The following is a 23,068-nucleotide window of genomic DNA, read 5'->3' as shown; positions in this document are numbered from 1 at the left end:
GGAGCTGGGCCTACACCCGCCCCCGTAATGCCAGCAGGTCCAGCACGGCAGATGCCGCTGCATCCGCTGGCAGGCTCCCCCCCGGCCCTTCCAGCCCATGCAGGACCGTGGCAAAGGCCGCCTTCTGGGCCTGAGCCACCGCAGAGTTTTCAAATAACGTCCGCACTTCCCGCGCCAGCACGTCTGGCGCGCAGTTTTCCTGCAACAGTTCGGGCACGACCGCATGCCCTGCAAGCAGGTTGACCATAGCCACATATGGCACCCGGATCAGCCTGCGCGCCATAAAGGCCGTAATGGGGTTAACCCGGTATGTTACCGCCATGGGCACACCGGCCAGCGCCAGTTCCAGCGTGGAGGTTCCCGATTTGGTCAGGGCAGCCCCGGCTGCGGCAAATGCGTCGTGCTTGTCATCCACATCAGTCACCACAATCGGGCGAACGGGCCAATGATGCACGGCCTGCTCAACAGTAGCCGCCACCACGGGGGAAACTGGCACAACCGGCACCACATCAGGCATGCTGGTGCGAAGCTGGACCAGCATCTGCCTGAACACGGGTAACAGCCGCGGCACTTCCGAGCGGCGGCTGCCGGGCATAAGCACCAGCACCCGTGCGTTATCCGCCAGCCCATGCCTTGCCCTGAACCGGGCTGCATCCCCCTCCTGAGCACCGGATTGCAGAACCGGGTGCCCCACAAAGCGGGTTTTCAGGCCGTGCCTGCCAAAAAACTCTTCCTCAAACGGGAGCAGGCATAGCAGTTCGTCCCAAAGACCGGGGAATTTGCGCACCCTTTTCTGCCGCCACGCCCATACCTGCGGGGCCACATAATGCACGCGCAAAATACCCATACCTGCAATCCGCCGGAGCAGGCGCAGGGCAAAACCGGGGCTGTCTATGGTAATGACCAGATCGGGTTTCTGGGCCGCAATGTCTGCCACAGCCTGATTGAGCCTACGTGAAAGCTGGCGTACACGGGGCAGGATTTCCACCAGCCCCATAACCGCCAGGTCCCGCATGGGAAAAAGGCTGACAAGCCCTTCCTGCGCCATGCGTGCCCCCCCCACCCCGGCAAAGCGGATATGCGGGTTACGCGCACGCAGAGCGTGCATCAGCCGGGCACCCAGCACATCCCCGCTCGCCTCTCCGGCAAGGATCCATACAAAAGGTGATGACGGAGGGAATTCAAGCATATTCATGCACCTGGAACACAACACAAGCGAGTCACCATTCCGGCCAGACAGGGAATGTGCAAGCCGCGATAAGAAAAGAAAAACCTTTCCACTGCCACACAGGCCGACACGGCCTACATCTGCCCCTTAAACCGGGGTCGGGCGGCTTTTCTGCGTTTTGGGGAGCAGCCGCGTTGCCAGCACCGCAGCCGCTATGGCCGCATAGATAAATGGCTCAATGCGCCAGACCTTGAAGGCAATGCTGTAATGCACGCAGGCCAGCACCATGGCCACGTAAACCGTCCTGTGCAGCGGTGCCCACCGCTTGCCCAGCCGCATAATGGACTTGCGCGTGGAGGTGGCGGCCAGCACGCACAGGATTACAAAAGCCAGCAGGCCAAAACTCAGGAACGGGCGGGTGGTAAAATCTGCCCGGATCAGGGCAGGGTCAAGCCCGCGCGCCCATGTCAGATAAAGTGTTATGTGCAGGGCCGCGTAAGTAAAGGCCAGCAGTCCCAGCGGCCTGCGGTAGAGCATGAGGTTCATTCCGGCAAATCGCCGCAAGGGCGTGACCATGAGCGAAACCAGCAGAAAGCGGAACGCATAACGCCCAAAATCATGCAGACATTCACGGTAGGGTTTTGGCCCCAGCCAGCCTAGCCAGCCTTCCACCAGATCAAACACGGCGGGAAGCAGGAACAGGCTGTAAAGCAAAACCTGCCGCGCCAGTGGCGACAGGTTGTTGCGCCGTGCGCGACCAGCAACTGGTAGAGCCATGATCTGCCCTTATTCCTCCCCTGTGCCTGACCCGTGCCTGACAGCACATCCAGACCATGCGCCTTAACCTTGAAAGGAGTTTGTGCGTTATGTCCATAATACGCAAGAACATGCAGGAGTCTCTGATACCATGAGCACAGCAAAGACAATCGGCTTTATCGGGTTTGGCGCAATGGCCAGCCGCATGGCCACAAACCTGAAAAAAGCAGGGTTTGCAGCCGTGGCCTACACACCCTCCGGCAAGGGAGGGGATGAGAACACCGCCTTCCTGCCCAGCCCGGCAGATGTTGCCAAAACGGCGGATATTGTTCTTGTGTGCGTACCCGATGATGAATCCCTACGCGCCAGCATGTACGGCCCGCAGGGTGCGCTGGCTGGCATGCCTGAAGGAGGGCTGTTACTCAATACAAGTTCCGTCTCCCCCGAGGCGGCGCAGGACCTGCTCGATGCAGGCCGGAATCTGAAGATCAGCGTTGTGGACTGTCCTGTTTCCGGCAGCACGCCCGAGGCGGACAGCGCAGCTCTGGTTGTACTGGCGGGGGGCAGTGAGGATGAAATGGCACGCGCCAAACCGGTGTTTGACGCCATTGGCCGCCTGACCATTCATACCGGTCCTGCTGGAAGCGGCGCACGGCTCAAGCTGGTGATCAACGGGATTATGGGGGCCGGGCTGGCCGCTGTGGCCGAAGGCATTGCCTATGGTCTGGCCGCAGGGCTTGACCGCGCCATGCTGTTTGACGCGCTGGATAACATGGCCGTGATTTCCCCCCATCACAAGCGCAAGATCAAAATGGCCAAGGATGGCGATTTTTCGCCCCAGTTCCCTACCCGGCTGATGCAAAAGGACATGCGCCTGCTTATGGATGCCTGCGCCCGTCTGGCCGTACCCGTGCCGACCATGGCCGCAGTCACGCAGGAACTCTCCCTGACCCGCCGCGCCGCAGCGGATGCAGACTATTCCGCCCTGATCGGAGTCATGGAAAACATTGTGGCCAACGACCCGTAAGGGTTTTGTACGCTCACAAGCCGTTCAACCGCGCCCGAACGCACGCAGGGCCTTAACACCCTGCCACATGAGTGCAGCGCGGTCCCCCAGCCCACGAGGTTGCCCTGCCTGCGCGGCTGTGCCTGCAAGGTCCCGCCGTGCCAGTACAGCAGGCAGGGCCGCAAGGCGGAAAGGTCCGGGCAGATGGGGCCAATCCAGCGCGGCCAGCCATACCCGCCCCTGTAGCCTGAGCGCGTCCACCTGTGCAGGCCAGATAAACCGCCCCGATTGCTCGAGCACAGGCCAGTGCCGCAGCATGGCCCCTGCCCCATAAGCCATGCCACAGGCTTCCAGCCTGAGCAGAATGGCAGGGTCTTCCACCCCGAGCAGTTCGCCCACCGCGCGTTGCAGCGCTCCGGGGCCATCACGCATCATGCCCTCCCATGCAGGCTGATCGCGCGCGCCAGCCAGCTCCATCTCGCAAGAGTGAACAAGGCGGAGCAGCGTGCCCTGCCGGGCCTGCCCGCACGCCATCATCTCCAGCAGAAAGGGGGCCAGAATATGTTCGGGGGGACGTTTTTTTTCCAGCACCTCGCGCCACCATTGCAGGCGGATCAGCCCGGCCATCGGCCCGGCAACCGCAGCCGAGCGGGCCGGAGCCAGCACACGAATCAGCTCGTTATGAAACGCCAGCAGCACAAGCCCGCCCGGCTGTGCTGTGACAGGCAGAAAACGCGCACAGAGCAGCCTGTCCGCATCCCCCGCCGCAAGCTCCGCCAATACCTGCATATCGCTGTGTGGTGGAGGGGTGTTCATGACTGTATCCTGCTTCTCTTACCCGGTGGCATGTTGCAAATACATGCTGTTTCATGCGTAATGCACATATAGCTTTCCTTACGGACTGCCGCGCCACCCCACCCCCACCAGCAGGGCAAGTTTCCGTGAGCAAGGGATAAAGAGACATCGGACCTTCATCCGCTGGCTCTGTGCCGCAATGGCGCACCCATAGCTCTGGACAGGCGCGTTTTTAACACGCCCTGCTTGATACGACGGAGTTACGTCATGGCTTTTGAACTGCCAACCCTCCCCTACGCCCCCAACGCCCTTGCCGCCCGTGGCATGTGCCAAGAAACGCTTGAGTTCCACCACGGCAAGCACCACCTGGCTTACGTAAACACCCTGAACACGCTGCTTGAAGGCAAGCCCGACCTTGCTGGCAAGTCTTTGGAAGACATCATTCTTGCCGCGCACGGCAAGGCTGACCTGACCGGCCTGTTCAACAATGCCGGTCAGCATTGGAACCACTCGTTCTTCTGGAACAGCCTGTCCACCTCCGGCGGTGCCATGCCCGAAAAGCTGGGCGCTAAAATTACTGCGGATTTTGGCAGCATTGATACCTTCAAGGAAGAATTCCGCAAGGCCGCCATCTCCCAGTTCGGGTCTGGCTGGGCATGGCTTGTGCTGGGCAAGGACGGCAAGCTGGCCATTACCAAAACCCCTAACGGCACCAACCCGCTGGCCGAAGGTCAGGGCACGGCGCTGCTGACAGCGGACGTATGGGAACACTCCTACTATCTGGACTTCCGCAACCGTCGCCCGGACTACATCACCAACTTCCTGGACAAGCTGGCAAACTACGAATTTGCCGAGGCCCAGCTGAACGCGGCCTGAACGCAAAACCACTGACTACAGGTGGGTCTTGTATAAAAAAGGCGGAGCTCCCACGGGGCTCCGCCTTTTTTCATATCGGCCATTCCATCGGGTGTGTGACATATGCACACATCCCCCTTGATTGTGCTGTTGCCTCTTCCAATCTTAGGAAGTGTCAACACGACAGACCATGCCTTCCATTGCCGCAGAGCGGGATGGGGCAAGGCCTTCAGTCGCCTAAGATAAAGGGACAAGAGGGATATTATGGATATTGCAAAATTTACCGAACGGTCACGCGGTTTTCTGCAGGCGGCACAGACGATTGCGCTGCGCGATTTTAACCAGCAGCTCACCCCCGAACACCTGCTTAAAGCCATGCTTGATGATGAGGAAGGTGCCGCATCGGCCCTGATCCGTGCCGCTGGTGGCAACCCCGATGCGATCCGCGCCGCCAATGAGCAGGCTCTGGCCAAACTACCCAAGGTGCAGGGCGGAGGCGCTGGCCAGCCAGCCGCCACCCCGGATCTGGTGCGTGCACTGGATTCCGCCGAACAGATCGCCCAGAAGGCAGGCGATAGTTTTGTCGCTCAGGACCGCCTGCTGGTAGCCCTTGCCGCAACCGACAGCGCGGCGGGTCAGGCGCTCAAAACCAACGGCGCGACCCCTGATGCGCTGGAAAAAGCCATAGCCACCATCCGCAAGGGACGCACAGTGACCAGCGAAAACGCTGAAGCCAATTTTGACGCGCTAAAAAAATATGCGCGGGATGTGACCGAAGTTGCCCAGCAGGGCAAGCTGGACCCGGTTATTGGCCGGGATGAGGAAATCCGCCGCGCCATTCAGGTTCTGGCACGCCGCAGCAAGAACAACCCGGTGCTTATTGGCGAACCCGGCGTGGGTAAGACCGCCATTGTGGAAGGTCTGGCCCAGCGCATTGTAAACGGCGATGTGCCCGAAGCGCTTAAAAACAAAAAACTCCTCTCGCTCGACATGGGCGCACTGGTGGCGGGTGCCAAATATCGCGGTGAATTTGAAGAACGCCTGAAAGCCGTGCTCAAGGAAATTGAGTCCGCCGAAGGGCAGGTCATCCTGTTCATTGATGAAATGCACACGCTGGTCGGCGCAGGCCGGACCGATGGTGCCATGGATGCCTCCAACCTGATCAAGCCTGAACTGGCGCGCGGCACACTGCACTGCATTGGTGCCACCACGCTGGACGAATACCGCAAGTATATTGAAAAAGACGCAGCTCTTGCCCGCCGCTTCCAGCCCGTTTACGTGGGTGAGCCTTCCGTGCCCGATACCATTTCCATCCTGCGCGGGATCAAGGAAAAATACGAACTGCACCATGGTGTGCGCATTACCGATGGCGCGCTGGTGGCTGCGGCAACCCTGTCCAACCGCTATATCACGGACCGCTTTCTGCCCGACAAGGCCATCGATCTGATAGACGAGGCCGCAAGCCGGCTGCGTATGCAGATCGACAGCAAACCCGAAGAGCTGGACGAACTGGACCGCCGTATTATCCAGCTCAAGATCGAGCGGGAAGCACTGCGCAAGGAAGACGACACCGCAAGCAAGGACCGTCTGGTATCCGTTGAAACCGAACTGGCTGATCTGGAAGAAAAGTCCAACACACTCAGTGCCACATGGCATGCGGAAAAAGACCGTGTGAACGCGGTGCAGAAGTTGCAGGAACAGCTGGATCAGGCTCGCTCCGATGTGGAAGTAGCCCAGCGCAAGGGCGACCTGCAACGCGCTTCCGAGCTGATGTATGGCGTTATTCCCAACCTGCAGGGCCAGATTGCCAGCGCGCAGCAGACAGAGGGACAGGAATCCAGAAGTGCGAACCTTGTCTCCGAAGCGGTGACTGATCAGGGCATTGCCTCGGTTGTCTCACGCTGGACGGGTGTACCCGTGGACCGGATGCTCGAAGGCGAGCGCGCCAAACTACTGCGGATGGAAGACGAACTGCGCAAATCCGTTGTGGGGCAGGAACCCGCCCTGCGTGCGGTCGCCAATGCCGTGCGCCGTGCCCGCGCCGGCTTGCAGGATCCCCACCGCCCGATCGGGTCTTTCCTGTTCCTTGGCCCAACGGGTGTTGGCAAAACGGAACTGACCAAGGCGCTGGCGCGCTTTCTGTTTGACGATGATAAAGCCCTGCTGCGGATTGACATGAGCGAGTTCATGGAAAAGCACGCCGTAGCCCGCCTGATTGGCGCGCCCCCAGGTTATGTGGGGTATGAGGAAGGGGGCGTGCTGACCGAAGCCGTGCGCCGCCGCCCCTATCAGGTCATCCTGTTTGACGAGGTGGAAAAAGCACATGAAGATGTGTTCAACATTCTACTGCAGGTGCTCGATGATGGCCGCCTGACCGATGGTCAGGGCCGCACCGTGGACTTCCGCAATACGCTGATCATCCTGACCAGTAACCTCGGCTCCGAATATCTGGCCAACCAGCCGGATGGAGATACACCAGCCATGGTGCAGGCACAGGTCATGAAGGTGGTGCGCGAGCACTTCCGCCCCGAGTTCCTGAACCGTCTGGATGAAGTTATCCTCTTCTCGCGTCTCCAGCGGGTGGATATGGCCAAGATTGTGGACATTCAGGTCAGCCGTCTGCAAAAACTGCTCGAAGACCGCAAGATTGGCCTGCATCTGGATGCTCTGGCCGAAACATGGCTGGCGAATGAAGGGTACGACCCGGTTTATGGTGCACGCCCCCTTAAAAGGGTTATTCAGCGCAGCCTGCAAAACCCGCTGGCGGGGCTGTTACTGGAAGGTGCGATCCATGATGGTGAGACCGTAAACATTTCTGCCAACGGGGACGGTCTGCTGATCAACGGTCAGGCCGCCACAGAGCCTGAACCAGCCTACTAACCCCAATACCCCCGCCTGTGGACAGCGCATAAAAAAACGGGAGGGCGCATGCCTTCCCGTTTTTTTATTGAACAAGAAAGGAATACAACCATGTCCGAGCCTGAATGGCTCATCTGGGCCAGAGAGGTTCAGGCCATTGCCCAAACCGGACTGACCTTTGCCAACGACCCGTTTGACCGTGAACGCTACGAAATGCTGCGCACTCTGGCCGCAAAAATGATGGCCCGTGGCAGTGGCGCCCCCCTCCAGCAGATAGAAGACCTGTTTGCCCAACAGGCAGGCTACGCCACCCCAAAGCTGGAGGTGCGTGCCGGGGTATTTGACGCCCATAACCGCCTGCTCATGGTACGGGAAGTAATGGATCAGAACCGCTGGACCGTGCCCGGCGGCTGGGCAGATGTAAACCTGAGCGCATCGGAATCCGCCGCCAAGGAAGTACGGGAGGAAACCGGCTACACGGTACGGATTACCCGCCTAGCCATGGTTCTGGACCGGGCAAGGCAGGGGCATGAACCGCCCGAGGCTTTCTCCATCACCAAACTGTTTTTTCTGGGAGAACTCACCGGTGGAGCCCCCACCACCAGTATTGAAACCAGCGAGGTCCGGTTTTTTGCACGCAATGAAATCCCGCACGATCTCTCAACCGGGCGTATCTCGCGCTATCAGATTGACCGTCTGTTTGCACACCATGCCAATCTGGGCCTGCCAACCGAATTTGACTGATTAAAAACGCCTGCCCGGCCAGATCAGACTGACTGATCCACCGGGCCGGGCTGCCCCGGCTACAACACTAGGCTATCTGGGGCGTAATGTGCTGGAACTGCCGCTCAAAACGCGCACGGTCTTCAACCAGCAGGCGCACGGTAATATCCGCCTCCTCCTCTCGGTCGTGGCGGCCTATAACCTCACCATGCTGGTACAGCCATGCCAGAGCTGCGCCATCGGCCAGTGGCAGGGCGTAACGCACCATTTCCATTCCCGCTGTAATGCGCTGGTCAATGCGGGCCAGAAGTCGATCCAGCCCGTCACCCGTAATGGCGGAAATGGCAACGCTGTCATCCCCTTGCAGGGCAGCCGCATGTTCGCCCAGCAGGTCCACCTTGTTCAGCACCTCAACCATGCGACCCGGCCAGTCCTGCTCAAGCATGTTATCCTTGGCCATGCTCTGCAAAACGCCCAGAACGTCCTTTTTCTGGGTTGCGCTATCGGGGTGGGCAATGTCGCGCACATGCAGGATAATATCGGCCTCGGCCACTTCTTCCAGCGTTGCGCGGAAGGCGGCGATCAGCTCTGTTGGCAGGTCGCTGATAAAACCCACCGTGTCCGATAGAATAACCTGCCGCCCCGATGGCAGCTCAATGGCGCGCATGGTCGGGTCCAGTGTTGCAAACAACTGGTCCTGCGCATAAACGGTGGCCCCGGTCAGGGCATTGAACAGGGTGGATTTGCCCGCATTGGTGTACCCTACAAGGGCCACGACAGGGAATGGCACACGCTTGCGGGCCTGCCTGTGCAGCCCGCGTGTGCGGCGCACCTGCTCCAGATCCTTTTTAAGGCGCACAATGCGCTCGCCAATCATCCGGCGGTCAGCCTCGATCTGGGTTTCGCCCGGACCACCCAGAAAGCCAAAGCCACCGCGCTGGCGCTCAAGATGGGTCCACAACCGCACAAGGCGGGAACGCTGGTACTCCAGATGCGCCAGTTCAACCTGTAATGTCCCTTCCCGCGTAGCGGCTCGGGCACCAAAAATATCCAGAATAAGGCCGGTTCGGTCGATCACCTTGCAGCCGAACTCGGTTTCCAGATTACGCTGCTGGGCGGGGGTCAGTTTGGTGTCCACCACCATTACGTCAATATTGTCGGCCTTGACTGCAATTCTGAGGGAATCGATCTGTCCCTTGCCCAGCAATGTGGCCGAGCGGCGCATACGCAGCAAAAGAACGGCTTTACGGACAATAACCAGACCGATTGAGGCCGTCAGGCCAACGGCTTCTTCCAGCCGGGCCTCCGCGGCCCTGACGTCCTGCCCATGGACTGAGCGCTCCCATGGCAGAATAACGGCAGCACGCGTTGCAACCGTTTGTTTTTTCTCAGTAAAACTCGTCGCCAAGAGATGGTTCCTTGTCCGCCTTTGCGTCCGCTCCGGTGGAGTCTGCAATATCTACGGGAATACTGGGCATAACTGTGCTGATGGCATGTTTGTAAATAAGCTGGGTCTGCTCATCACGCCGGAGAAGCACCACCTGATCATCAAACCACGTAATAAAACCCTGAAGTTTGACACCATTGACCAAAAATACGGTCACAGCCGCCCGGGAACGGCGAATCTGGCCTAAAAATGCATCCTGCACATTATGTGCACTCTCTTTTTCCACTGTGTGCGACCCTATTCCATTTTCTTTTTTCTTGGGAGCCAGATCCAACGCCTGCCCTGACTCGTAACAACTCACTGATCAGCCAGTGTTCCGCTCGTCCGATGTTACACCAAGCTGCTTGAGTTTACGATGCAAAGCGCTCCGCTCCATGCCCACAAACAACGCTGTGCGGCTTATGTTCCCTCCAAATCGTAATAATTGTGCCTGAAGGTACTGAGTTTCAAACAGGTCCCGCGCCTCGCGCAGTGGCAGGCTCATGACATCGGTCGAAGCATCAAACTTTAACAGCCCCGGTGCGTTCTCCCCTATTGTGGAAGGCAGCATGTCCGCACGGATCAGGTCCTGACTGCTGCCGGGCTGCATGATCAGCACCCGCTCCATCAGGTTCCGCAATTCACGCACATTCCCCGGCCAGTCATACGCCTGCAGAACCGCTACGGCATCAGGCGACAGATCGCGTGAGGGCAGGCCTGCCATCTCCGCCGCACGGTGCAGGAAGAGCGTGGCCAGACCGGGAATATCGTCCCGTCGTTCCTTGAGGGCTGGCATCCGCAAAGGCACGACCGCCAGACGGTAATACAGATCCTCGCGGAAGCGCCCGCCTACAATTTCGGCCTGAAGATCGCGGTTGGTGGTCGCCAGTACGCGCACATCCACCTTAACGCGGGAGCCACCACCCAGCCGCTCAAAAGTCTGGTCCTGCAAGGCGCGGACGATCTTGCCCTGCGTCTCCAGCGGCATGTCCGCCACCTCGTCCAGCAGCAGGGTGCCACCATGGGCGCGTTCGAGCACGCCTGTACGGCGGCCAACACCATCCACCCCGCCTTCCAGCCCGAACAGTTCCTCCTCAAACCGGCCCGGGGCCAGCGTGGCACAGTTGAGCGCCACAAAAGGTCCATCCGTCCGGCGGGAGCGGGCATGGATCATGCGGGCGGCCACCTCCTTGCCTGACCCCGGACCGCCACTGATCAGCACGCGTGAGCCGGTGGGTGCCACCTTTTCTATCTGGTTGCGAATGGCCACAATCTGGGCGCTGCTGCCATACAGGTCTGCATCCTGCCCCGCACGCAGGCGCAGTTCCTCGTTCTCGCGCGCAAGGCGCGATGCCTCAAGCGCACGGCGGACAATGACCAGCAGCCGATCGGCCTGAAACGGTTTTTCTATAAAATCGTAGGCACCATGCTGCAAAGCCGCCACGGCGGTTTCGATCGTGCCATGGCCCGAAATCATGACCACGGGCACGGAGGCTTCCTCCGCCTTCATGGTCTGCAGGATTTCCAGCCCGTCCATATCCGAGCCCTGCAACCACACGTCCAGAATGACCAGAGACGGCCTGCGAACCCGAAAAGCCGCCAGAGCCGCCTCGGAACTGGAGGCCACGCGGGCCTCGTACCCTTCATCACACAGAATGCCTTCTATCAGCATCCGGATGTCGGGTTCGTCATCAACGATCAGGATTTCATGCGCCATGGTCGTCTTTCACCGGCAAAACCAGAGTAGCCACAGTTCCCTTCTCTCCTGCCCTGTCTTCCAGACGAAGCGTTCCACCATGATCTTCCATGATTTTTTTCACAATAGCCAATCCCAGCCCTGTTCCCTTGGCTTTGTGCGTTACGTAAGGCTCGGTCAGGCGGTTCCTGTCGTCCTCGGGAAGCCCCACTCCATTGTCGGCCACGACAATAACAATGTTTTCCCCCTCCTGCGCAATACGCACCCACACCTCTCCTCTGGGAGCCGCTTCCGGCCCGGATGCGTCTGCCTGCCGGGGGAGCATGGCAATGGCATCGGCCGCATTTTGCAGCAGATTGATCAAGGCCTGACTGATAAGCCGCCGGTCGCACCGAACCAGAGGTCCGTGCTGTGGCAGATCAAGGTGGAACAAAATCTCATGATGGGCGTTACGTTGCAGGATGAGCACCTCCTGCGCAATACGGGAAAGGTTCTCACCCTTCATAACGGGCTGCGGCATACGGGCAAAAGCCGAAAATTCATCCACCATGCGCCCGATATCCCCCACCTGACGCACGATCGTGTCCGCGCATTGGGCGAATGTATCGGGGTCGGAGGTAATTTCCTTCAAAAAACGGCGTTTGAGCCGCTCGGCCGCAAGCTGGATGGGAGTAAGCGGATTCTTGATCTCATGCGCAATGCGGCGGGCCACATCCGCCCAGGCCGCCTTGCGCTGGGCCTGCTGCAAAGCGGTAATGTCATCAAAAGTCATGACATACCCTTCGGTTACGGAGCCGCGCAGTTCCGCCCCCACACGCACAAGCAGGGTACGCTGGCTGGTGGCGTGGCCGATCTGGATTTCACGCGTGAACACGGTCTCGGGCGAGAGGGTGATCTCTTCGAGCAATCCGGAAAATTCCGGCACACGGGTTGCCAGCGGCTCGCCCGTGGCATCTGCCAGATTGGTCTGGAGCAGCACGCTGGCCGCACGGTTTGGCAGTTCGATCCGCTGCTCCACATCCAGCCCGATCACCCCTGCGGATACACCGGACAGAACAGCCTCGGTAAAGCGCCTGCGCTCATTGATCTGCCCATAAGCCTGCATCAGTTCCGAACGCTGGCTGTCCAGTTCTTCCGTCATGCGGTTAAAGGCGCGGGACAGGCTTGCCACTTCGTCATCCCGGTCGGTTTCGGGCACATGGACGCGCAGATCGCCCTCGCTCACCCGGCGGGCAGCCATGCTTAGCAGGCCAAGCGGGCGGGCAATCTGGTTGGCCAGTGCAAAGCCGATCAGGGCGGCAACAGCCAGCACCAGCAGTGCCACCAGAGCAAAGATCATAACAAAGGTAAGCTGAATTTTGGCCTTGTTTCTATTGAGGTGTTTGTAATCCGCCACCACTTTTTCCGTCCGGTGCATATGCTCCAGAATGGACGGGTCAACCAGCCGGGTAATCACCAGCATGAGTGTGGGCGTTTGCGACAGTTCCACAACCGCACGCACCGTGCGCTCGTCCGGAGAATCCAGAATGGCCACATCATTGGAGCGCGCCATGAGCGTGGCCGCAGGCGGAGGCAGGTCCTGCAGGTAGCCTGTCCGGCTCATCAGCCCGCCCGCCGCCACAACGCGGTTGGTAATGGGGTCATACACAAGTGCTTCGGTCAGCCCGCGTATGGTCGCCTGACTGTCGAGCATCTGGGACAGGGCATCATGGTCTTGCAACAGTTCCATGCCGCTGGCGGCCAGCTCGTTCTGCGCACTCATGATGTAATTGGACATCGAGAACGCATCTGTACGGATATTGGCGTTATGCTCCTGCAAATACCCCCGTGATGTCTGCAAGGCCTCGTTCAGCGCCGTGTTGACCCGGTCGGAAAACCATATCTGTATTCCGTAATGGAAAAACAGGGTGGCAAACACACCCACCACCACTGTGGGAGCAACGGCCACAATGCCAAACAGGGTAACAAGGCGCACATGCAGGCGCGTGCCCGCCAGCCCCTTGCGGTATTCCACCAGAATAGGCCAGCCACGGACCCCCATGGCCAGCAGCACCAGCAGCAGCACCAGCCCGTTAACAAGCAGCACCAGCGGTTCAACCACAGCGTAATGCCCAAAAGACATCCCGCCCGAAAGCACAACAAATGTTGCAAACACAAGGCATAGCGCCAGAGCCACCAGCGTTACGGCCACGCTCCTGCGCTCAAGCGCACGCAACAGCCATTGCAGGCGCGTGCGCGAAAACAGGTTGGAAAAGGAGAACCGTGTTGCGTGTGTCATACCCGTGGCTAGACTACGCCACGCACAACGGGAATCTCAAGGTCACGTATTTTTTTACGCAAGGTATTCCTGTTCAACCCCAACATGGCGGCGGCCTTGATCTGGTTGCCCCGTGTTTCCGTCAGCGTCATCAGGATTAGAGGACGTTCCACTTCAGCAATAATACGGGCATGCAGATCATGCAACGGCATACCTTCGCGCCCGGCTTCCAGATAACGGGCAATATGGCGCGAGACTGAATCAACCAGTGGTTCGGCCACCTGCCTGCACTCTGGCACAAAATCATTCCCCAAAGGGTCAGCCAGTTCCGCATCTACCAGATCAGCCGTAATGGTCTCCTGCGAATACAGGGCCACAATGCGGCGGATCAGGTTTTCCAGTTCCCGCACATTGCCCGGCCAGCGCCATGCCTGCAGGCGGGTCATGGCGTCCTCATCCAATGTCCGGTAGCCTCCACCCGCCTCGCGGCACTGGGCCAGAAAATGGCGGGCAAGGAGGGATATATCCTCCCGTCGCTCACGCAGGGGGGGCAGACGCAGGGGTACCACGTTCAGGCGGTAATACAGGTCCTCGCGGAAAGCACCCGCCTGTATGGCCTGCCGCAGATCCCTGTGCGTGGCGGCCACAATCCGCACATCGGCATGCAGGGGGGTGGAGCCACCCACGGTTGTAAACTCCCCTTCCTGCAACACGCGCAGGAGGCGGGTCTGAGCTTCCTGTGGCATATCCCCGATCTCATCAAGGAAAAGCGTACCACCCGATGCCTGCTCAAACCGGCCGGGCATGCGACCCAGATTACCGCCCCGCTCGTAGCCGAACAGTTCGCTCTCAATCTGCTCACGCGGGAGGGCGGCCATGTTGACAGCAATAAACGGCCCACTGCGGCGGCGACCATATTCATGCAGGGCACGGGCCACCAGTTCCTTGCCAGTGCCACTCTCACCCGTAATCATAACAGTCAGGTCCGAGGTCGTCAGTCTGGCAATGCTACGGTAAATGCCCTGCATGACCACGGATTGCCCGATCAGCGGCAGCCGTTCCTCCGGCGTCTGGGGGGATGCGGGTTTTTCCGCCTCCTGCACCGGGGTTGTCAGCGCACGCGCCACAACCGCAAGCAGTTCCTTAAGGTCGAATGGCTTGGCCAGATATTCAAAAGCGCCGCGCTGCGTGGCCTTTACGGCAGTTGTCAGCGTGGATTGGGCACTCATGACAATAACCCGCAGGTCAGGCCGGATCTGGCGGATACGCGTGACCAGCTCCAGCCCGTTGCCATCAGGCATGGCCACGTCGGTAATGACCAGATCACCTTCTCCCTCCTGCACCCATTGCCATAGGGTGGAAGCATAGGGCGTGACCTGAACCTGATAACCCGCACGACCAAGTGCCTGCCCCAGCACGGTACGGATGGAGCGGTCATCATCAGCAACGAGAATGGTGGGCAGCGGGGTCATGCGTTTGGAACCAGAGGAATAACAACAGGGAGAGGCTTATCAGGCGCGGGCAGCCTCAAGGTCAAGACAGTCCAGCCCTTTCTTCCGCCAGCGGAAGGAAAAGACTGATCTCCGTTCTGCCCGGTCGGCTTTCGACTTCCATAACTCCGCCGTGATCATCCATTACCTTGCCCACCAGCGCCAGCCCCAGCCCGCTACCGTTGATCTTGGTGGACACAAAGGGCTCAAACAGATGCGGCCTGACAGTCTCCGAAATACCTGGCCCTGTATCCCTTATGGTGACCACCAGCGGCAGGTGCCGCCACTGGGTTGTGCCAGGAGCAGTCACGCGAATACCCGGGCGGTAACTGGTCATCAGGGTAATATCTCCCTTTCTGCCTGCTTCATGCAGAGCTTCCGCCGCGTTCTTGACCAGATTGAGCAGCACCTGCACCAACCTGTCCCGGTCCCCCCATACGTGGGGGAGCGAGGGGTCATACTGCTCTATAATCCGCAGGTTTTTGGCAAAACCATTGCTGGCCAGAAGCTTTACGTGTTCAAGCAGACGATGGATGTTCAGGGCGCGGTAGTCCATCTGCGCCTCACCAAACATGCCCATGCGCTCGACCAGCGCATCTATGCGGTCCACCTCATCACAGATCAGGGTAGCCAGGTCGCGGTCTGCATCTCCTACGGCCTGCTCAAGCAACTGGGCCGCTCCCTTTATGCCCGAAAGGGGGTTGCGTACCTCATGGGCCAGCATGGCCGCCATACCCGACACACTGCGCGCCGCCGAGCGGTAGACCTGCTGCTGGTCCAGCACCCGTGCGGTGGAAGGCAGATGAAAGGTAAGCAGCAGATGCCCCGGATGGTCCAGCACCTCTGCCCCCTGCACGCTCACCCCCTCGTGGTGGAAGCGTGGGGAACTGAACAGGAGGTCATGCTCGGTAACACTCCCCCCGCGCTGGCGCAGATGGGCAAGCAGAAGGTAAATCGGATGGTCAGGGGGGGCAATTTCGGCCATACCACCAGCCCTGATCTGCTGGCGGGACATACCAAAAAACTCTTCCGCAGCCATATTGAGCGCCAGAACAGAATTCCCTACCCCGACTTCAAGCAACGGGACAGGCAGACTATCCAGTAAAAGCGCCGCGTCAGGCTCTGCCCTGTCTGGCGCTTTTGTGCTCACGCCGCGTGAGCCTGTTCTTGCTGGCGCGCAACCTCCTGACGGGAGGCACGCGGTTCCCGCTGTGCACCGGCGGCAATCTGCTGGTCATAAAATTCGGCAATCCGGGCCAGAGCCTCATCCGGTGTTTCCACCTTGTTGAAGGCAGCGCGGAACGCAGCCGAAGCTGGCAGCCCGGCCGAGTACCAGGACACATGCTTGCGGGCCAGCCGCAGGCCGGGGCGTGGGCCAAAATGCTCCAGCATCATATTATAATGCTCCAGCACAATAGCTTTTTCCTGTGCCAGAGCCGGGTCTGGCATTTCCTCCCCCGTGCGCAGGGCATGGGCAACCTGTGCCAGAAACCACGGCCGCCCATAGCAGCCGCGCCCGATCATCACCCCATCAGCACCAGACTGGGCCAGTGCGTTACGGGCATCCGCCGTGGTCAGGATATCTCCGTTGACAATAACGGGCAGGTCCACCGCGTTTTTGACTGTGCGCACAAAAGCCCAGTCCGCCGTGCCGTTATAAAACTGCTGGCGGGTACGCCCATGCACTGTAATCATACGAATACCCGCATCCTGCGCAATACGGGCCAGTACGGGGGCGTTAAGGTGCTCATGGTCCCAGCCCATGCGCATTTTGAGCGTAACAGGCACGGACACCGCCCTGACCACAGTTTGCAGCATGCGCTGCGCCGCAGCCTCGTCCCGCATCAGGGCGGAACCAGCCATCTGCCCCACAGCTACCTTTTTAACCGGGCAGCCGAAATTAATATCGATCAGATCCGCGCCACGGTCCACGGCAATGCGGGCGGCCTCGGCCATGGCCTGCGGGTCACACCCGGCCAGCTGTACGGCATTGGGGCCACCGGCATCAGCCACTTCGGCCATACGCAGGGTTGTATCGTTCTCGCGCACCATTGCCCATGAGGCAATCATTTCGGAAACAACAAGGCCAGCCCCCAGCCTGCGGACCAGCCGCCGGAAAGGCAGGTCGGTCACGCCGGACATGGGCGCCAGAATTACTGGCGTATCAAGAACAACACCGCCCAGATCAATCGGACGCAGCAGAGGTTGCGTTTGCACAGTCATTTCCATTTGCCTACGAATTAGGCAGAAATACCGGTCCACGCGCCCCTGTGCAATGTTTTTTCGCTCTCGCTACACAGCAGGGCTTTACGGTACCAGAACGCTGACCGTAGCCGCACAGGCAATGCCTTCTTCCCGCCCGGTAAAGCCCAGCCGTTCAGACGTTGTGGCCTTGACCGAAATACGGTCCACATCCACTTCCAGCAATGCGGCAAGGCGTTCACGCATGGCCTGCGCATGAGGGCCAATTTTGGGGCGTTCGCAAATCAGGGTCAGGTCGGCATTGACCAGCATGCCCCCCCGCTCGCGAATACGCTGACCGGCATGGATAAGGAAGCGCGCGCTATCCGCATCCTTCCACTCGTTCTGGCTGGGAGGGAAATGCCTGCCGATATCACCTTCGGCCAGCGCGCCATAAATGGCGTCACACAATGCATGGATACCCACATCAGCATCGGAATGACCGGCAAGACCATGTGTGTGGGGGATGGTAATCCCGCACATGATCAGCGGACGCCCTGCCTCAAAGGCATGAACATCGTACCCAAGCCCCACACGCGGCAGCAATGTGGGGCCAATCAGCCTTTCAAGACGCACCAGATCAGCCTCGTATGTCAGTTTGATATTGTCTTCATCACCTGGCACAAGCGCCACGCTAAACCCGGACTCTTCAAGCAGTCTGGCGTCATCCGTGGCGTTAAGCGAGGCGGCTGCGCGGTGCAGGTCCAAAAACAGGCCAAAGCGGAAGCCCTGAGGTGTCTGCGCACGGAACAGATGCTCCCGCGAAACGGTGCCATCAATCACGCCATCTTTTTCGCGCTTGAGCGTATCAGCGACCGGCACAGCGGGAATGGCCCCCGGATGCTCCGCCAGAGCCGCCACAACATCGGCTACCAGTTGCCCGGTTACATAAGGGCGCGCGCCATCATGCACCAGAACCAGATCGGGCTTCTGCTCCGGCGGCAGGGCGTCCAGCGCCTCCAGCCCGGCGCGCACGCTGGCCTGCCGGGTTTGCCCACCCTGCACAGGTGGCAGAACAGCCAACCCCTGCAGCGCATCACTCAGGGAGGAAGGGTCCCCCACCGGCTGAATAGAGGAGACATGCGGCAGAAGAGCCTCTGCGGCATGTCGGATAACGGGCTGGCCTGCAAGCAGCACGTACTGCTTGGGCGTGGCGCACCCCGTGGTGGCGGCATAGCGGCTGCCTGTACCGGCAGCCAGTAGAATGGCAGCTACTCGCATGTCCGAAGCAATGAGGCCACACCCTTGCCTCGTCAAGTCTGAAAATGGGAAAGAGAGGCAGCCCCCACATGCGGGGTTGCCACCCTGATGGCCGCAAGGGCAGGCACCCAGACCCGGGGTTGCCAAACCCACCCTGCCACCAGACCGGTCTGCCCCTTAAAGAGCGGCATCCCCCGTCTCACGCGTGCGGATGCGGATGACACGGGCAAGGTCACTGACAAAAATTTTGCCATCCCCGATCTTGCCCGTATGCGCTGCATCCAGAATCGCTTCCAGAACCTGATCAAGCAGGGCATCGCTCACAGCGACTTCCACCTTGATCTTGGGCAGGAAGCTGATCCGGTATTCAGCTCCACGGTAAATTTCCGTCTGCCCTTTCTGGCGACCAAACCCCTTGACTTCCGAGACAGTAATCCCCTGAACACCCAGCGGCGCAAGCGCTTCACGGACATCATCGAGTTTAAAGGGCTTTATAATGGCGGTAATCAGCTTCATACTGCCTGCAACTCCCTGCTGCAAAACATTTCCATGACGTTACGATATTGGCACAGTTAAACACCAATTGCCAAGAGCTTTGATGCACCTCAAGGCAAGACGGCTGGTTTTGTCGCAATGGAGGGCGCATAGAAGAGGCATGATCCGCAACAGCCTGTGCGGCTTTCCGGGTTTGCCGCCTGCCAGATGTGTGAATGTTAAGGAAAAACCGCATGAGCCCAATCTCCCCCGACGCCACGGCAGAACACGCCAGCATCCACCACCCGCATGTGGCGGATGTGGATGTGTGCATTATCGGCGCGGGGCCTGTTGGCGCCGCCCTTGCGTGCCGTCTGGCACGTGGCGGCATGCAGGTGGTCGTAGTGGACAAGGCGGCCCTGCTCCCCATGGAACACCCCGATCTGGACGGACGGGCCTACGCCATTGCCGCAGGCCCCAAGGAGTTTCTGGAAAGTGCCGGGGTATGGGATCTGCTCCCCGCCGCTTCCTGCCCGATTGAGGAAATTCTGGTAACCGACGGCAGGCCGGGTGAGCCCGCATCCTCTCTTTTTCTCGAATTCACGCGGGAAGATGCCTCACAGCCTTTTGGCTGGATGGTGGAAGCCCGCGCCCTGCGCGTGGCGCTGAACAAATGCCTGAACACCACACCGGGCGTGACCGTTCTGGCCCCTGCGGAAGCAAAAATTACCCGCACGGCGCAAAGTGCGCATGTGCAACTGCTGGATGGCCGCAGCTTTAATGCCCGCCTGATAGTAGCTGCCGATGGTCGCCGCAGCCGCCTGCGCTCCGAAGCTGGCATCCCCCTGACCCGCCTGCCTTACGGGCAGACCGCCATTGTGTGCGCCATTGCCCATGAGTTCCCGCATGACAACAGCGCGCTGGAACACTTCCTGCCCGCAGGCCCGTTTGCGCAGCTCCCCATGACAGGCACGGACGAACATCCTTACATGTCCGCCATTGTATGGAGCGACAAGGACGGCATAGCCGAACGCTTTGCCGCCCTGCCCGATGACGCCTTTGCCCGGCAGGTGGAACGCCGCATGGGTAATACCCGCCTTGGCCGCGTAACACCCGTAGGTCGCCGCTGGACTTACCCGCTTTCCGCCCAGTATGCCGCACGTTATACAGATACACGGCTACTGCTGGTGGGGGACGCCGCACACGGGATTCATCCCATTGCGGGTCAGGGGCTTAACCTTGGGTACCGGGACGTCATTCACCTTAGCCCGCTACTGCTGGACATACACGCACAGGGCAAGGACCCCGGCGCGCCCGCAGTGCTTGCACGCTATCAGGCCTTGTGCCGCCCGGCCAATATGCTCATGCTGGCCGCAACAGATGCGCTGGACAGGCTGTTCAGTAACAATAACCCGGTCCTCCGTCTGGCGCGCGATCTGGGTATTGCGGGTGTGCATCGCTTTCCTCCCCTGCGGAAAGCCTTTGTAAAGCACGCCATGGGTTTGTAATTGCGGAGTAGCCGGAATGCAGGACGGTAACGTTGCCTCAGTCAGTTCCAGTCATTTTGAAGAAAGCAGCATGATGTGTGCGTCACAGCTGACCATCCTGTGGCAGCAGATGACGCAGGAAGCATGCAGCTGCCATGACCCGCTGGTACGCGGCCTGCTGGCAACCGGCGTACGGAGCCATTCCAGCTTTGCCTCGGCTCTGGCAGCCCTGATTGGTCGCAAACTGGGAGACCGCTCTGTGGCCGCCGATGCACTCTCCGAGCTGGTGGAGGAAGGCTTTGACGCCGAACCCGATCTGGTGTGCGCAGGCGCCGCCGACCTGCTGGCCATTCGGGAGCGGGACCCGGCCTGCCCGGACTTTGTAACCCCGTTCCTGTTCTTCAAAGGCTACCACGCGGTACAGACCTACCGCGTAGCACGCTGGCTCTGGCTATCCGAACGGCGGCATCTGGCCCTGCACCTGCAAAGCCGCGCATCGGAACTGTTCGGGGTGGATATTCATCCCGCCGCACAGCTTGGCCGCCGCATTCTGTTTGACCACGGCACCGGCATTGTGGTGGGAGAAACATCCATTATTGAAGACGATGTTTCCATTTTGCAAAATGTTACCCTTGGTGGCACAGGCAAACATTGCGGGGACCGCCACCCCAAGGTCCGCCGGGGCGTGCTGATTGGCGCTGGCGCCAAAGTGCTTGGCAATATTGAAATTGGCGAGGGGGCCAAAATTGGCGCAGGCTCTATTGTACTGGAGCCCGTTCCCCCTTTTACCACTGTGGTGGGCAACCCTGCCCGCAAGGTCGGTGTACGCCACAAAGGCATGCCCGCCCTGAACATGGACCAGACACTCCCCCCTATTGACTACATTATCTGACCATCCGGAGCACGGGGGCGCGCGCTACGGTGTTCTGCCCCCATACGCCTTGCCCAGCCCACTATTGGCACGACGGTTTACCCAGCCCCGCGGTACAGTGCGGCACCAGACAGTCCGGCGCAGAGCAGGCACAAAAAAAGAGCGGAGCGTGATCCTCCACCCTGACAGAATTTTACGGATTAAAAACTGGCGCGCCCTATTGGATTCGAACCAATGACCCACAGCTTAGAAGGCTGTTGCTCTATCCGACTGAGCTAAGGGCGCGAAAAGCCTCCTTCCCGCATAAAGGGAATGGAGGCCAAAAATCAGTGTGTCCAGTTCTGAACCCGGTTATAGCCAAAATTGTCAGCATAAACCTTGGGACGACGATGCCGCTGCACTGGCTGCTCGACCTCATAAGCAATTTGCTCATGCCGGGCGTAAGCCTCGGCCGCCTCACGGCTGTCAAACAGAAGGCGGAGCTGGGAACGGGTATCCGTGCTGCCGGTCCACCCCATAAGGGCGTCCTGCTGACGCGGAGCACCCTGACCGTATTCAAACACCCATTTACGGGTGCCTGCCAGACCGGACTGAGCAGCCGGTTTGGACTGCTGATAAATACGCGCTGGCATTATGTGCCTCCCGCTTTATTTATGGTCGGGGCGCCCGGACTCGAACCGGGGGCCTCGTGTACCCAAAACACGCGCGCTACCAGGCTGCGCCACGCCCCGAACAAGCGGGAAACTAGGCGTCTAATCATAAACTGGCAACCCTGTTGCGCTAAAAAAATTACTCCACACACTCTTTTTTGTTGCTGACCAGTGGCGGCACGAACAACGGAGCCGTATCCCACGGGAAAAGAACCCATGTCTCCTGTGGAACTTCCGTAATGAACAGGTCGGTCAAGGGCTTACCGGCAGGTTTGGCGTACAGGCAGGCAAAATAGGCTTTGGGCAGATATTCGCGCACAAAGCGCGCGGTCACGCCGGAATCGACCAGATCATCAATAATCAGGAACCCTTCTCCATCCCCTGCGGCCACTGGTGCCTTGATAATCTGGGGCTGACCTTTTTCTTCTTCGTCATAAGTCACGACGGAAATGGTCTCGATCAACCGGCAGCCCAGTTCCCGGGCTGCAATGGCTGCGGGGATCAACCCGCCACGGGTAACCGCGACAATACCTTTAAAGGGCATTCTGGGCATAAGGGCCGCCGCCAGTGCCCGTGCATCCCTATGCAGTTGCTCCCATGTTACCGTGGCATAATGCACCGCCATAAACACCATCCTTTAACAATCACGCCGCAGGCCGGGTTCCCCCACCTTCATGCGCCCTGTCTAGCAGGAAGATACGCCAGTTCCTACAGAGTGTTGCGCACCCGCAATCACCCATCTGTCAGGCCAGATCAAAACCGGGGCCAACAGACTGGCAGACCGCAGCGGCTACTGTGGGGTGATCAGTCTTCATTCTCCCCGCCGGGGGTATCACCAATCCGTTCCAGATATTCGGGTTCCCCGTAATCGCCTACGTCTTCATCCACATCCATACGCACAACAACGGCACCGGCAACATGCAGGATACCAGCCCGGATTTTATCTACACGCCTGCGCGCATCTTCCACATTCGGGCACACAACAGGCACTCCCGCCCGCAACACCGCCCCTTGCCATACAAATGGCTGAAACACGATCCGCTCCGCCACCGCCATGCTAGCCTCCCACATGCAATACGTTCCCAATTTGTTCTATCATGGATGCATGCTCGGA

At 59.6% G+C, this 23,068-nt stretch carries 21 protein-coding genes and 2 tRNA genes; 6 read left to right on the top strand and 17 right to left on the bottom strand.

The window, feature by feature from the left end:
- Window positions 1–10: 10 nt before the first annotated feature.
- Entirely contained in the window at window positions 11–1,189 is a 1,179-nt protein-coding gene (gene lpxB, locus PY793_RS04970) for a lipid-A-disaccharide synthase (protein ID WP_275176993.1), read from the bottom strand.
- 126 nt (window positions 1,190–1,315) lie between these two features.
- Window positions 1,316–1,945 (bottom strand): protein-methionine-sulfoxide reductase heme-binding subunit MsrQ, encoded by a 630-nt coding sequence (locus PY793_RS04965; RefSeq protein WP_275176992.1) that lies wholly within the window; start codon window positions 1,943–1,945, stop codon window positions 1,316–1,318.
- Window positions 1,946–2,075: 130 nt separating this feature from the next.
- Here PY793_RS04965 and PY793_RS04960 point away from each other — a divergent pair, with 130 nt between their 5' ends.
- Window positions 2,076–2,951 carry an NAD(P)-dependent oxidoreductase gene (locus tag PY793_RS04960; RefSeq protein WP_275176991.1) on the top strand — a complete coding sequence of 292 codons (876 nt, stop codon included), beginning with the start codon at window positions 2,076–2,078 and terminating at the stop codon, window positions 2,949–2,951.
- 24 nt (window positions 2,952–2,975) lie between these two features.
- On the opposite strand, the gene PY793_RS04955 is transcribed toward PY793_RS04960, so the two are convergent.
- The gene (locus tag PY793_RS04955) at window positions 2,976–3,746 is read right to left on the bottom strand and encodes a squalene/phytoene synthase family protein (protein WP_275176990.1); all 771 of its coding nucleotides are present in this window, start codon (window positions 3,744–3,746) and stop codon (window positions 2,976–2,978) included.
- A 246-nt stretch (window positions 3,747–3,992) separates the two neighbouring features.
- On the opposite strand from PY793_RS04955, the gene PY793_RS04950 reads away from it, so the two are divergent.
- The 3 genes from PY793_RS04950 to PY793_RS04940 all read left to right on the top strand — a co-directional run bounded on the left by PY793_RS04950 (window position 3,993) and on the right by PY793_RS04940 (window position 8,183).
- Window positions 3,993–4,601 (top strand): superoxide dismutase, encoded by a 609-nt coding sequence (locus tag PY793_RS04950; protein ID WP_275176989.1) that lies wholly within the window; start codon window positions 3,993–3,995, stop codon window positions 4,599–4,601.
- A gap of 243 nt (window positions 4,602–4,844) precedes the next feature.
- On the top strand, window positions 4,845–7,460 hold the full coding sequence (gene clpB, locus PY793_RS04945; RefSeq protein ID WP_275176988.1) for an ATP-dependent chaperone ClpB: 2,616 nt from the start codon (window positions 4,845–4,847) through the stop codon (window positions 7,458–7,460).
- A 90-nt stretch (window positions 7,461–7,550) separates the two neighbouring features.
- The gene (locus tag PY793_RS04940; protein ID WP_275176987.1) at window positions 7,551–8,183 is read left to right on the top strand and encodes an NUDIX hydrolase; all 633 of its coding nucleotides are present in this window, start codon (window positions 7,551–7,553) and stop codon (window positions 8,181–8,183) included.
- Between the two features lie 67 nt (window positions 8,184–8,250).
- On the opposite strand, the gene hflX is transcribed toward PY793_RS04940, so the two are convergent.
- The 9 genes from hflX to PY793_RS04895 all read right to left on the bottom strand — a co-directional run bounded on the left by hflX (window position 8,251) and on the right by PY793_RS04895 (window position 18,988).
- Window positions 8,251–9,570, bottom strand: coding sequence for a GTPase HflX (gene hflX / locus PY793_RS04935; RefSeq protein WP_275176986.1), 1,320 nt, complete (start codon window positions 9,568–9,570; stop codon window positions 8,251–8,253).
- Window positions 9,551–9,835: an RNA chaperone Hfq gene (hfq, locus tag PY793_RS04930; RefSeq protein WP_275176985.1), complete on the bottom strand. Its 285-nt coding sequence runs from the start codon at window positions 9,833–9,835 to the stop codon at window positions 9,551–9,553. The genes hflX and hfq overlap by 20 nt, the downstream gene beginning before the upstream one ends.
- Before the next feature lie 78 nt (window positions 9,836–9,913).
- Window positions 9,914–11,305 carry a nitrogen assimilation response regulator NtrX gene (gene ntrX / locus PY793_RS04925; RefSeq protein ID WP_275176984.1) on the bottom strand — a complete coding sequence of 464 codons (1,392 nt, stop codon included), beginning with the start codon at window positions 11,303–11,305 and terminating at the stop codon, window positions 9,914–9,916.
- Window positions 11,295–13,562: a sensor histidine kinase NtrY-like gene (locus PY793_RS04920; protein WP_275176983.1), complete on the bottom strand. Its 2,268-nt coding sequence runs from the start codon at window positions 13,560–13,562 to the stop codon at window positions 11,295–11,297. Before PY793_RS04920 ends, ntrX begins: the two co-directional genes overlap by 11 nt.
- 8 nt (window positions 13,563–13,570) lie before the next feature.
- Window positions 13,571–15,013 (bottom strand): nitrogen regulation protein NR(I), encoded by a 1,443-nt coding sequence (gene ntrC / locus PY793_RS04915; RefSeq protein ID WP_275176982.1) that lies wholly within the window; start codon window positions 15,011–15,013, stop codon window positions 13,571–13,573.
- Window positions 15,014–15,074: 61 nt separating this feature from the next.
- Window positions 15,075–16,181 (bottom strand): two-component system sensor histidine kinase NtrB, encoded by a 1,107-nt coding sequence (locus PY793_RS04910; protein ID WP_275176981.1) that lies wholly within the window; start codon window positions 16,179–16,181, stop codon window positions 15,075–15,077.
- Entirely contained in the window at window positions 16,178–17,248 is a 1,071-nt protein-coding gene (gene dusB / locus PY793_RS04905) for a tRNA dihydrouridine synthase DusB (RefSeq protein WP_275176980.1), read from the bottom strand. The genes PY793_RS04910 and dusB overlap by 4 nt, the downstream gene beginning before the upstream one ends.
- Window positions 17,249–17,338: 90 nt before the next feature.
- The gene (gene ispF, locus PY793_RS04900; protein WP_275176979.1) at window positions 17,339–18,493 is read right to left on the bottom strand and encodes a 2-C-methyl-D-erythritol 2,4-cyclodiphosphate synthase; all 1,155 of its coding nucleotides are present in this window, start codon (window positions 18,491–18,493) and stop codon (window positions 17,339–17,341) included.
- Window positions 18,494–18,649: 156 nt separating this feature from the next.
- A complete protein-coding gene (locus PY793_RS04895) occupies window positions 18,650–18,988 on the bottom strand; it encodes a P-II family nitrogen regulator (RefSeq protein WP_086638005.1) in 339 nt (112 codons plus the stop codon).
- 212 nt (window positions 18,989–19,200) lie between these two features.
- Between PY793_RS04895 and PY793_RS04890 the strand changes: the two genes are divergently transcribed.
- Window positions 19,201–20,454, top strand: coding sequence for a UbiH/UbiF/VisC/COQ6 family ubiquinone biosynthesis hydroxylase (locus PY793_RS04890; RefSeq protein ID WP_275176978.1), 1,254 nt, complete (start codon window positions 19,201–19,203; stop codon window positions 20,452–20,454).
- A gap of 70 nt (window positions 20,455–20,524) precedes the next feature.
- Window positions 20,525–21,325 (top strand): serine O-acetyltransferase, encoded by an 801-nt coding sequence (gene cysE, locus PY793_RS04885; protein ID WP_275177112.1) that lies wholly within the window; start codon window positions 20,525–20,527, stop codon window positions 21,323–21,325.
- A 187-nt stretch (window positions 21,326–21,512) separates the two neighbouring features.
- On the opposite strand, the gene PY793_RS04880 is transcribed toward cysE, so the two are convergent.
- From PY793_RS04880 to PY793_RS04860, 5 genes are all read right to left on the bottom strand, one after another.
- Window positions 21,513–21,589 (bottom strand) — tRNA-Arg (locus PY793_RS04880).
- 41 nt (window positions 21,590–21,630) lie between these two features.
- Entirely contained in the window at window positions 21,631–21,936 is a 306-nt protein-coding gene (locus PY793_RS04875) for an ETC complex I subunit (protein WP_275176977.1), read from the bottom strand.
- Window positions 21,937–21,958: 22 nt separating this feature from the next.
- Window positions 21,959–22,035 (bottom strand) — tRNA-Pro (locus tag PY793_RS04870).
- A gap of 58 nt (window positions 22,036–22,093) precedes the next feature.
- A complete protein-coding gene (gene gpt / locus PY793_RS04865) occupies window positions 22,094–22,579 on the bottom strand; it encodes a xanthine phosphoribosyltransferase (RefSeq protein WP_275176976.1) in 486 nt (161 codons plus the stop codon).
- A gap of 179 nt (window positions 22,580–22,758) precedes the next feature.
- Window positions 22,759–23,025 (bottom strand): hypothetical protein, encoded by a 267-nt coding sequence (locus PY793_RS04860; RefSeq protein WP_275176975.1) that lies wholly within the window; start codon window positions 23,023–23,025, stop codon window positions 22,759–22,761.
- Between the last annotated feature and the right edge of the window lie 43 nt (window positions 23,026–23,068).

It is taken from the genome of Acetobacter fabarum (assembly GCF_029069195.1).
Taxonomy (GTDB): Bacteria; Pseudomonadota; Alphaproteobacteria; order Acetobacterales; family Acetobacteraceae; genus Acetobacter; species Acetobacter fabarum_A.
This window is presented reverse-complemented; position numbering and strand designations above follow the sequence as displayed.